We start from the raw sequence: 9188 nt of genomic DNA, 5'->3' as shown, positions 1-9188 counted from the left end.
GCAAGAATAGCAGCCTGTACAAAGGCGGTGCTGGCAATCAGGGTGCTGTTGTTTCCTGCCGGTGGCGTTGGCGTTTTAGGCATCCCTGTCAGAGTCGGGCTGTCTTTTGGTGCATACTGTGAATGAGGATCAACAGCAGCAAGATGCTTTGCCATCAGGTCATCCACATACACCTTAAGCTCCAGCACCTTATCATCCACATATTTGCGGGTTGCCAAAACCACTGCAGGGTCAATTTTCAGGGTGATGTTATCGGTGCTGCTGGTAATCAGTACCATACGCACGGTCTGCGTGCGTCCGCTGCCCTCTGCCAGTTTCGGCTTGTAACTTTCGGGGCAGTTTCCCACAGCAATCAGCGCACCTGTTTCATCAAAAAGTCCGACTTCACGAATCCACCACCCGCCCTCGTTTTCGGGGATCACCTGCTCAGCAATAATCTGGCTGCTGTTCTGCGGATCGATATACAGCATATTCAGCGCTGCACGGCGCTCCTCAGCCACTAACGCGGTCTGTTGCGCGTTGGGTGTGGGCAGCGCACCGCCACCGCTACCCACCGCCATATGGGTAATTTTAAGCGGGACACCGAGCGCGGCGGCGCTTGCCAGTTTCGCCGCGCCGATATCCGTCAGCAGGGTGTAAAATTTTGCGCTCATGGGTTCACTCTCATCGTGTCAATAACATGGACCGCCCCGCCCTCATAAGCGGTGCCGCCGGAAATAATGGTTTCGTTGATATACGGGTAGATCGTGATTTCTTCGCCGGTGTAGGTGGCTGCACCCACAAAATACGGGCCGCCTGTCTGCAGGTTGATGGACATACCAACCAGATGACGGCTGCATGGTTTTGCGTCACCGATCAGGCGCTCCAGCTCCAGATAGGTTTCTTCTGTTATGCCCTGGTCCTGCACGCCAATATCCAGACGGAACGTCCCTGGTGTTTCGCCAGTCTGCCACCACTCAATGATGCGGATCAGAAAGCCGAACGGCTCCACCACACGCCGCACGGCGCTGGTTGTCCCCTTGTGCTGATGGATATAAAACGCGTCCTGCACAACGCGGCGCTTGACGCTTTCTGTCCAGCTTTCATCCCAGCGGTCAACAGAAAACGCCCAGGCCAGATAGGGCAGGAATCTGATCGGACAGGTTGCCGGATTCCACAAATCACGCAGCGATACCTGCAGATCGGAAATCCCGCTGCAGGTCTGCGCCAGTCGGCGCTCAAGCGGCGACGAACCCGGCGGCAACAGACTATTCATCCGTGCCCCCGTTGGTAACGCTCCATTCGGTACAGGATGCCGCCTGCGTCTTATCCAGCACCACATCCTCCAGCGGGGACGCCAGCTCCACACGCTGGACGCCCTCCACGTGCAACGCGGCATAAATGGCGCTACGGCGGATATCACGTCCCAGGCGTGTCTGACTGGCGATGTATTTCTGCAGGCTGGCTTTTGCCTCTGCCATCACCGGCTCAGCCTCCGGCCCCGGATAAAGGAATATCGTCGCATCCACGTTGTACGGAATAATTTCAGCGCTGCGCACCGTCAGGCGGTCTGCCACCGGGCGAACTTTTTCACTGTTAAGCGCCTGCTCAACCACCGCCAGCAGGTCAGCCCCTGCCGTACCGTCACCCTCACGGCTCAGCACGGTAAGCACCACCTCTGCCGGTGCCGGACTGGTTGCGCTGGCATCAGCCACCCGCCCGTCGGCACTTCTGGCGTGGAACTCATAGGCTCCCGTCGGCCCTGCAACGGACAGCCCTTCAAATGCTGCAGGAATGCGCTGGCGTAATGCTTCATCACTTTCCATCACTGCGGCGACCGGCGGCACCGCGTCATTATCTGCAGGGACTACCGTCAGGCGCTTCACGTTGCAGTTACCTGCCAGTTGTTCAAGGTCATTTCCCATGGAATAGGCCACCATGACCGCCTGCGCAGCCTCATTAATTCGCTGACGCAGCAGGATTTCGCGGTAAGTATTTTCCTGCAGCAGTTTGGTGACAGGTTCTGACTCCAGCGCTAACGTGCGCATAACAGCCTCCTGTTCATCAGCCGGATGGAGGGCCACAAAGGCGGCCTTGCGTTCTGCCAGCAATGCCTCAAAGTCCGGCACATCCACAATCTGCGGCGGCGGTAGCCGGGAAAGGTCAATGACTGCCATTGTCTGCTCCTGTTGATACGGAAAGGGAAACCGGTGCGCCGTTATTGCCGTGTCCGGTAAGTTCAACCACCATAGAGCCGTCAAAATTGCCGTTGATGGTGATGGAGTCCAGCGTAAGGCGCGGTTCCCAGCGGTTCAGCGCCACATAAACCGCAGACATAATCTGCAGGTGCAGCGCCGGGTTCTGCGGCTGGTCAATCAGGGCTGACAGCAGGGAGCCATATTCCCGGCGGGCAAGACGGCTGCCCTGCGGCGTCAGCAGAATATCCCGCACCGACTGGCGCAGATGGTCTGTATCTGCAATGGCCTGCCCGTCATTCCTGCTCATACCGATATACAACGTCATACCGGACCTCCCGTGTTAGCACCGCCTTTCAGAACACCTGTATGCTTATGGTCATCAACTACGATCCCGTTGGAACTCATCGCGCCACCGCCCTGGGTGACGCCACCATTGATCACCACCTCGCTGTTAATGCGCGTGGTGTCAGCCTCCACCACAAACTCACCGGTTTTGTAGGTGACGCTGTCTGATGCCTCGATCACCATGGATTTGATGCCCCTGACATGCCATCGTCCGGTGGCGGGTTCATACTCAAACCATCCCCCGTCCGGGTACTCCGTCACGCAACCGTCCACCGAATCCGACGGCGGCGGAAACTGATTGGAGTAGATGGCGGGCAGCACAAAAGCGGTTTCCAGATTGCCCCCCATACTCAGCACCACCACCTGCTCATCCGGCGACGGACACCACCATGTACGGGCACCACCGGCACGCAGCGTCAGCCAGTTAATCCAGTTGGTTTCAAGCTCGCCCACTCTCACCCGGCACAGCCAGTTTTCCCGGTCCACTTCGGTCACGGTGCCGGTGCGGATCAGGTTGGTGATAAGGCGCATAATTTCGGTCAGTTGTGCATTCATAACGAAAGGTTGCCATCAGAGGGAAAAGGGAGGCAGCGCGGGCGCTTGTACCAGCGGTGGCACAAAGATCACCCCGCCAGCCAGCGCAGCAGGGTGTCACGGGTGACGGTTTCCACTTCTTCATTCACGCCCAGCAGGCGGCGCTCTGCGTAGCGAACCTCCGGGCCTTTTCGGCTGACGCGATCCCGCAGGCCATAATGGTGAACACGGGCAATGCGCTGCACCTTGCCATCAAACTGCACGCTGGCGGAGTCCGCACTGGCGGTGGTTTTCAGGTATTTTGTGGTGCGAAGCTTTGCAAACATCTGGCGTTTGATGCGTCCCTTCTTGCTGCGGGCTGTCACCCGGCGCGGCTCATAGCCGCTGCCGTCAGGATTACGCTGCAGCCTGATGTTCTGCTGCTGCGTCCGGCGCAACTGTTGCGCCAGTTGCCGCATCATACGGCTGCGCGCGGCAGGCTCCAGATTCGCCAGTAGCGCCGTCAGCCAGTCATCCACCCTCTGCAGTTCATCCACGTTTCACCGTCCACATTTCTTCGGGTTCGTCCGGCTCCGGCACCGCTTCAACGCTTGACACGCTGCCGTCAGTGCTGACCAGCACGCGCTCCGTCAGTTGCAGGTTCAGGCTGATATCGCACACATCGTTGCGCAGAATATCCACTTCAAAGGTGAACAGTTTTTCGCGCAGCTCCGGGTTATTGATAGCATCCGGCTGGTTGTCACTTAGCCACAGCAGCACAGGAGCCATCAGCAGATTCTGGTCGCCGCTGAAATCCTCGATCACCACGTTCAGGGTGTAGCGGTATTCCCATGACATAGAGCTGGCACCGGTTGCCACCAGTGAGCCGTTATCAACGAAAAGGTGCAGCTTGTCCGGGTTGTCGCGGACATAAGCAACCGCTTTATTCAGGGCGCTGCGTAAGGACTGCGGTTTGTTCACTGTCTCGCTCCTGACACGCAATAATCGTGTCCACTTTGTCAGCACAGACCGCCCAGGCGGCCTCGGTTTCATCCAGCACCGCATTCAGATCGCCGTTACTGCGCGGCGCTGACCTTTCCAGGCGGCACTGCGTCACTCTGGGACAGCCACTTACGGTAAGCTGCACCTCCGGCGAGGGCCGGACGCTCCCGCAGCCGGATAATGTCAGCAGGCAAAGGAGTATCAGCCCAGCGGCGCAAATCCTCGTTTTCACGTTTCAGTTCCTCGATCCGGTGCTGGCGGCTGCGCAGTAGAGCGGTGGTCTGTTCCGCTGCCGCATAAAGCCGCGTCTGCTCCCGGCTGTTGGTTTCAGTCAGAATGGACAGACCGATCAGCTGGCTGTTTTTCTTCATCAGCTCCTGCGTTTTGCTTTTCAGCGCCGCGCCCTGCGTTTCGATGGTGTGGCTGGCATTGTTTAGCCGCCACGACTGCCAGCCCAGCGCCGCAAGTACCAGCGCCAGCACTACCGCCAGCGCACGCATCAGGCCGCCATCGGCTCATGAAGCTGCGCGCGGGCAATCTGATACAGAACCAGCGTCAGCAGGTAAAACACCAGGGTGATCACCCATCCAGAAAACGCCAGGCACAGAACAATAAGCAGCCTGATTACCCATGTACGCACGGGTTTTACGGGGTGCGCCCTGAATTTCAGCAATGCCGCCCTGACCTCATCGCGCGCCCGATCTCCGGCGAACCACCCTACAGCGCACAGCGCAGCAAGCAGCCAGGCGAGGAAGCATGACACCCAGACAGACGCACCAACCAGAACCGGCGCAACGCTGCGCGGATACAGCAGGCTGATAACCAACAGCGCAGCCCATGCCAGCTGGAAAAAAACGCTCATGACTTTCTTTTTCATTCCGTTATGCTCCTTTTAAGCACCAGGCCATTTCCCGCGCGCGGCGGTTGTCCAGCCCCTGATTAAACACACCTTTGACATATACCCAGCGCGGCAGTTGATGGCAGGCATCCGCCCAGCGCCGCTGGTTCAGCAACTTAACCAGCGTGGAGCTGCAGGCGTTGCCGGTGCCCACGTTGAAAGCAAACGACACCACCGCGTCATAGACCTTTTGCGGCATCGGCTGCACCACACATTTTTCCAGCGCCCGCTCCACGCGCAGCACATTGGTGATAAGTCCCTGCGCCGCCTGCCGTTCCGTGATAGTTTTGCCCGGCACCACACCGGACGTATTGCCGATCCCGTCGGTCCACACGCCCGCGCTGCACTGATAAGGCTGCAGGCGGCATCCCTCGTAATCGGCGATCAGTTTCAGCCCCTCAACGGAGGTATGAAGCGACTGGAAACCGGGCAGCGTGGCGGCGATAGCCAGCACCGCCCCGACAAGGCAGCGCTTAACGATTGAAGGATTCATATTCCCCCCGCGAAATTTTGCCGCCACGTAACAATTTGAAAGACTGGTGTTTGTAGTACCAGTTGATAGCCAGCATCAGCACACCAATCAGTACGCCGCCAACCGTTGACGCATCCTTGAGCGACAGATCGCCCAGCCATGCCAGCAGCACGGCGATGCAGTAAGTGATAAAGGCGCTGATTCGTTCAAGCGTCATAATTCAGTCCCATAGCTGGACGGTCTGCGCCGTGGTTGACGCCGTAATGTCCGGCAGCTCCACCTGCAGCCCGTGCGGTAAAAATGGGCCGTACTCAGCCAGCCCCGGATTTGCCTGCAGAACCTGCTCAGTGACACCCTGCGTACGCCCGTAATGACGCCAGCAAAGCGCGTCCACCGTGTCATACTGATGCGCACGCACTTTCATCAGATAAGCTCCACCGTACAGTGCGGTGCATCCTGCACCCGGCTGATAGCCCAGCGGGCATCACGCCACAGATCGCCGCTGGCCTCCGCCAGCTCCTCCCCTCGCTTCACACCTGACGCCGTGGCGTCATAGTCCTGATAACGCTCATTGAGCACGGCGCGCGCCCAGCAAAAAACAGCGTTGTGGTAGTGCCGGATACGCTCGCTTTTGCCGTCCAGCATTTCTGCGGGAACCTCAGCAAGTGTCCGCCAGCCCAGCATCTGCTGACGGTTGCGGAAGTCGAACAGCTCAGCGTTAACCTCAGAAATTGCCGTCAGCACGACCTGTTTTAAACGCGGCTGCGTCACCGTGCCGTCAGTGCGCATCACACTGCGAAATTCCGACAGATCCACATCAGGCCAGAACGGCGTATTTTTGATGACCTCCGCCTGTTCCGGTGCCTGTTCTGGCGCAACAAACTTCATGCGGCTTTCTCCTGAATAAGTGGGCGGTGGACGGAATTTTGATGTGGCAGTGCCTTTCGCCATCCCGTGCCGCCCGTGCGCGGGGCACGTTCTTTAGCGGCTGTCATTGCGCAGTCTGCGCTCCAGCTGCTGCTTTTCTTTTTTCACACCGCAGCGGGGATCAAGCTGCAGCGCATGGTTAAGGTGATTCAGGGCAGACGCCGGGTTGCTTTCGCTCAGTACAGCACCGATGGCTTTATGCAGGCGCGCCCGCGACTGGTCCGGCATATCCAGATCGGTGGTCAGGTCCAGCGTCTGCAGAAGCAGATCGGCATCAAAACCGGCAGCGGCAAGCAGAGCGCTTTGCGCCGCGTCTGCCATTTCTTCTGCCAGCACGGTCTGCACGTTACGGTTGCCCAGAGGCATCACCCAGCCATGGCGCAGCGCATGGCGCCCGATTACGAGCGCACCGGCATAATCACCGGCGTCGATACGCCACAGCATCACGTACATCAGCACGTCATCCTGCTGCGCACCTCCGGCAGCCAGCACGCCCTCCGCCCAGGCGGAATATTTCGGCAGCAGTTCCACCTTGATTTCCGCCTTTTTCACCGTGGACTGGACACCCTTGAGGCGGCGGCGGTCTTCTGCCAGCTGCAGCAGCATCAGGTCATAGCCCGACGCATGGCGAACACTGCCGCCCTCACGGGCGGCCTGTTCAGCCTGAATGCGCAGGCGGTGCTGCCGTGCGGGACTCAGGCTCATGCGTTATTCCCCACTTTCCGGTGCGGCAGGCGCGCTGAAATCACCGATTTCGATGTTTTCTACCAGCGCCGCGCAGCGGTAGTCCTCGACCACATACGCCTCGTTGACGGATTCAAAGTTTTCAATCCGGTCGCGTTTCGGGTTGTCGATAACTGAACGGCGGCGGGTGTCTTCCTGCCAGTAGATGGACAGGTTATCCAGACGGGTGATCAGCAGGGCATTTGCCGGGAAGAAAGGCGCGCGCACAGCCTGCAGGCCGCCCATGCGTTTCTGGCTGATGATCAGATCGGCGGCGATTTTCTCGCTGTTGTCCTGCTCTTTGTTGACCAGCGGGAAATACTTGTCAGACAGCAGTTCACGTCCGCAGACAACAACCAGCTCGTCATCATCCTGATACTCCACATCGATCAGCTCGTTGACGGTATCCATCACCACCGCGTCAAGATTTAGATACTTACCACCCGGACCTACTTTTACCGGCTCCGCCGTAGTAGTGCCGTCCTCTGCGGTTTTGCTACCCATGACATGATCCGGCGCGTCTTCGCGGATTTTCTGCAGCCAGCCTTTATTGACGTCCTGCAGCAGCGGGTTTTCAGCACGGTTGGACGTTTTGGCACGCTTCACGCCGTTGAAACCTATCATGATGCGATCCAGCGCCTGACGCTTGACGATGGCGTTGCGGATACGCACCTGGAAGTCCTGGAACTTGGCCCACAGGTCCAGTTTTGCGTAGGTCAGCACCGTATCAAAGTTGGTCTGTTCGCATTTGTATTCCACGTCTTCCATCAGCGTCGGATCGGTAGGCTCGCGCTCTTTGGTGGTGGTATCGGTGGTTCCGGCAATGGTGCTGCCAACGCCCAGACCCAGCAACTGCCCTGACTGCTCAGTGACCGGCGTGATGTTAATCAGCGTCAGGAAAGCGGCGGACTGCTGGATCTGGTCTTCCAGCGTCTGCTGCACGGACGGCTCCACGGTGAACTTGCTGGAGAGTTCTTCAACCTCCACACCGTTCAGGCGCGCCAGTTGCTGCAGGTAAGCGTTAAAGGCAAAGCGGGTTTTCTTTTTCATCGGGTTTTATGCTCCATCAGCAATTGGTCAGGGTGCCTGCCGGTGCGTCACCGCCCGGCGCGCGCTGGCGGTAATCCTTGCGGCTGTCTTCACGGCTCAGCTGCTGCTGTAACTCGGCAAAGGCGGTCTGCTGTTCCTGCAGGGAGGACTCCAGCTCAGAAAGGCGCTGGTCCTGATCGGACAGGGATTTATCCGTGCGTTCGCTCAGGTTCTGCTGCTCGGTTGCGACCAGTTCCACGGCTTTATGCACATCAGAGAATCGCGCATCGTCGGTCTGCTCTTTTTTGGTGAACAGCGCGGTTACGCGGGCAAAGAGGGACGGTTTTTCGTCCTGGGCTTCTTCCAGTTCGATCTGCGTTTCTTCGGCAGCGGTAAACAGGTTTTCAGGGTTCTGCTTACGGTTTGCCAGCGGGTTATGTGCGGCGCTGGCGCTGAAAGCCAGCATTTCGGTGCCGAGACTCGCCGGATCGTCTGTTGCCGCCAGCCCCACAAGATAGGCCTTGCCGGTGTCGGCAAACTTCGGGCTGACCTCCATGGAGGTAAACAGCTTCTGGCCTTTTTTCACCAGGGCCACCAGGGAGTCCGTCGGTTCAATATCGGCGTAAAGTGCCATCTTGCCCGCCAGCGGACCGTCCTGGATTTCTTCTGCAACCAGCGCCGTCACTTTGCCGTAACGATTGAAGGCACTGTCCGGGGAATAAGACTTGATGTGCTCCAGGTTAATCAGCGCGGTATAGACCGTCGGGTTGTAGCTGGCAGCCATCTGTACCAGCCATTCACGCTGGATCTCGCGCCCGTCAGTGGTGGCACCTTCCACCCCGATACGGAAACGCTTTGCTTTCACTGTCATGAGCCATGCTCCGTTAGAAATAACTTACTGGAGCCTTATGTTTGCGGTGATGGGGGGAGTGAGACAACGCGCTGTATTTGTACGGTAAACCACACAAACCGCAGCCGGGGAAAGCCGCCATACAAGGCCGTATGTTTGGGCCATGAACACGACACTGACCCCCGCAGACCTCGATCCCCGTCGGCAGGCCATGCTGCTGTACTTTCAGGGATACCGCGTAGCCCGCATTGC

18 protein-coding genes are annotated in these 9188 nt (G+C 58.5%); 1 reads left to right on the top strand and 17 read right to left on the bottom strand.

What is annotated here, in order from left to right:
* The 17 genes from OGY10_RS01830 to OGY10_RS01750 form a co-directional block, all read right to left on the bottom strand.
* Positions 1–653, bottom strand: a 653-nt coding sequence (locus OGY10_RS01830; protein ID WP_286576109.1) for a phage tail protein, incomplete at its 3' end; no start/stop codon positions are given.
* Positions 650–1255, bottom strand: a complete 606-nt coding sequence (locus OGY10_RS01825) for a phage tail protein I (RefSeq protein ID WP_001397640.1) — start codon at positions 1253–1255, stop codon at positions 650–652. The genes OGY10_RS01825 and OGY10_RS01830, both read right to left, overlap by 4 nt.
* Complete coding sequence (locus OGY10_RS01820; RefSeq protein ID WP_086550362.1) at positions 1248–2156, bottom strand: baseplate assembly protein; 909 nt, start codon at positions 2154–2156, stop codon at positions 1248–1250. Before OGY10_RS01820 ends, OGY10_RS01825 begins: the two co-directional genes overlap by 8 nt.
* On the bottom strand, positions 2143–2502 hold the full coding sequence (locus OGY10_RS01815) for a GPW/gp25 family protein (RefSeq protein ID WP_001528737.1): 360 nt from the start codon (positions 2500–2502) through the stop codon (positions 2143–2145). The genes OGY10_RS01820 and OGY10_RS01815 overlap by 14 nt, the downstream gene beginning before the upstream one ends.
* Complete coding sequence (locus OGY10_RS01810) at positions 2499–3077, bottom strand: phage baseplate assembly protein V (RefSeq protein WP_001528711.1); 579 nt, start codon at positions 3075–3077, stop codon at positions 2499–2501. Before OGY10_RS01810 ends, OGY10_RS01815 begins: the two co-directional genes overlap by 4 nt.
* Positions 3078–3145: 68 nt before the next feature.
* Positions 3146–3592, bottom strand: coding sequence for a phage virion morphogenesis protein (locus tag OGY10_RS01805; protein WP_016150805.1), 447 nt, complete (start codon positions 3590–3592; stop codon positions 3146–3148).
* Positions 3585–4016 carry a phage tail protein gene (locus OGY10_RS01800; RefSeq protein WP_013098790.1) on the bottom strand — a complete coding sequence of 144 codons (432 nt, stop codon included), beginning with the start codon at positions 4014–4016 and terminating at the stop codon, positions 3585–3587. The genes OGY10_RS01805 and OGY10_RS01800 overlap by 8 nt, the downstream gene beginning before the upstream one ends.
* On the bottom strand, positions 3979–4227 hold the full coding sequence (gene lysC / locus OGY10_RS01795; protein WP_223151184.1) for an Rz1-like lysis system protein LysC: 249 nt from the start codon (positions 4225–4227) through the stop codon (positions 3979–3981). Before lysC ends, OGY10_RS01800 begins: the two co-directional genes overlap by 38 nt.
* Positions 4112–4540 carry an Rz-like lysis system protein LysB gene (gene lysB / locus OGY10_RS01790; protein WP_286576112.1) on the bottom strand — a complete coding sequence of 143 codons (429 nt, stop codon included), beginning with the start codon at positions 4538–4540 and terminating at the stop codon, positions 4112–4114. The genes lysC and lysB overlap by 116 nt, the downstream gene beginning before the upstream one ends.
* Positions 4537–4914: a DNZ54_00345 family protein gene (locus OGY10_RS01785; protein ID WP_286576105.1), complete on the bottom strand. Its 378-nt coding sequence runs from the start codon at positions 4912–4914 to the stop codon at positions 4537–4539. Before OGY10_RS01785 ends, lysB begins: the two co-directional genes overlap by 4 nt.
* A gap of 4 nt (positions 4915–4918) precedes the next feature.
* Positions 4919–5428 carry a lysozyme gene (locus tag OGY10_RS01780; protein ID WP_001528581.1) on the bottom strand — a complete coding sequence of 170 codons (510 nt, stop codon included), beginning with the start codon at positions 5426–5428 and terminating at the stop codon, positions 4919–4921.
* Complete coding sequence (locus OGY10_RS01775) at positions 5409–5624, bottom strand: HP1 family phage holin (RefSeq protein ID WP_000171565.1); 216 nt, start codon at positions 5622–5624, stop codon at positions 5409–5411. Before OGY10_RS01775 ends, OGY10_RS01780 begins: the two co-directional genes overlap by 20 nt.
* 3 nt (positions 5625–5627) lie before the next feature.
* Positions 5628–5831: a tail protein X gene (locus OGY10_RS01770; protein ID WP_000868184.1), complete on the bottom strand. Its 204-nt coding sequence runs from the start codon at positions 5829–5831 to the stop codon at positions 5628–5630.
* Entirely contained in the window at positions 5831–6295 is a 465-nt protein-coding gene (locus tag OGY10_RS01765; protein ID WP_001528530.1) for a head completion/stabilization protein, read from the bottom strand. The genes OGY10_RS01770 and OGY10_RS01765 overlap by 1 nt, the downstream gene beginning before the upstream one ends.
* Before the next feature lie 93 nt (positions 6296–6388).
* Entirely contained in the window at positions 6389–7039 is a 651-nt protein-coding gene (gene gpM / locus OGY10_RS01760; RefSeq protein WP_286576102.1) for a phage terminase small subunit, read from the bottom strand.
* Between the two features lie 3 nt (positions 7040–7042).
* Positions 7043–8107 (bottom strand): phage major capsid protein, P2 family, encoded by a 1065-nt coding sequence (locus OGY10_RS01755; protein WP_286576100.1) that lies wholly within the window; start codon positions 8105–8107, stop codon positions 7043–7045.
* Between the two features lie 16 nt (positions 8108–8123).
* Positions 8124–8957, bottom strand: a complete 834-nt coding sequence (locus tag OGY10_RS01750) for a GPO family capsid scaffolding protein (protein ID WP_286576099.1) — start codon at positions 8955–8957, stop codon at positions 8124–8126.
* A gap of 142 nt (positions 8958–9099) precedes the next feature.
* Between OGY10_RS01750 and OGY10_RS23690 the strand changes: the two genes are divergently transcribed.
* Positions 9100–9188: terminase gpP N-terminus-related DNA-binding protein (locus OGY10_RS23690; RefSeq protein ID WP_072098150.1), on the top strand; the 89-nt coding region annotated here is incomplete at its 3' end.

The organism is Citrobacter sp. Cpo148 (genome assembly GCF_030332375.1).
Lineage (GTDB): Bacteria > Pseudomonadota > Gammaproteobacteria > Enterobacterales > Enterobacteriaceae > Citrobacter > Citrobacter portucalensis.
Note: the sequence above shows the minus strand (reverse complement) of the source record. Positions and strands in the feature narration are given on the sequence as shown.

Excerpts from the sequence above, each read along its gene's own strand:
- OGY10_RS01750 (WP_286576099.1), bottom strand. The coding sequence starts at position 8,957 with ATGACAGTGAAAGCAAAGCGTTTCCGTATCGGGGTGGAAGGTGCCACC.
- OGY10_RS01825 (WP_001397640.1), bottom strand. The coding sequence starts at position 1,255 with ATGAATAGTCTGTTGCCGCCGGGTTCGTCGCCGCTTGAGCGCCGACTG.
- OGY10_RS01775 (WP_000171565.1), bottom strand. The coding sequence starts at position 5,624 with ATGACGCTTGAACGAATCAGCGCCTTTATCACTTACTGCATCGCCGTG.
- OGY10_RS01755 (WP_286576100.1), bottom strand. The coding sequence starts at position 8,107 with ATGAAAAAGAAAACCCGCTTTGCCTTTAACGCTTACCTGCAGCAACTG.
- OGY10_RS01820 (WP_086550362.1), bottom strand. The coding sequence starts at position 2,156 with ATGGCAGTCATTGACCTTTCCCGGCTACCGCCGCCGCAGATTGTGGAT.
- OGY10_RS01765 (WP_001528530.1), bottom strand. The coding sequence starts at position 6,295 with ATGAAGTTTGTTGCGCCAGAACAGGCACCGGAACAGGCGGAGGTCATC.
- OGY10_RS01780 (WP_001528581.1), bottom strand. The coding sequence starts at position 5,428 with ATGAATCCTTCAATCGTTAAGCGCTGCCTTGTCGGGGCGGTGCTGGCT.
- gpM (WP_286576102.1), bottom strand. The coding sequence starts at position 7,039 with ATGAGCCTGAGTCCCGCACGGCAGCACCGCCTGCGCATTCAGGCTGAA.
- OGY10_RS01785 (WP_286576105.1), bottom strand. The coding sequence starts at position 4,914 with ATGAAAAAGAAAGTCATGAGCGTTTTTTTCCAGCTGGCATGGGCTGCG.
- OGY10_RS01770 (WP_000868184.1), bottom strand. The coding sequence starts at position 5,831 with ATGAAAGTGCGTGCGCATCAGTATGACACGGTGGACGCGCTTTGCTGG.
- OGY10_RS01815 (WP_001528737.1), bottom strand. The coding sequence starts at position 2,502 with ATGACGTTGTATATCGGTATGAGCAGGAATGACGGGCAGGCCATTGCA.
- OGY10_RS01810 (WP_001528711.1), bottom strand. The coding sequence starts at position 3,077 with ATGAATGCACAACTGACCGAAATTATGCGCCTTATCACCAACCTGATC.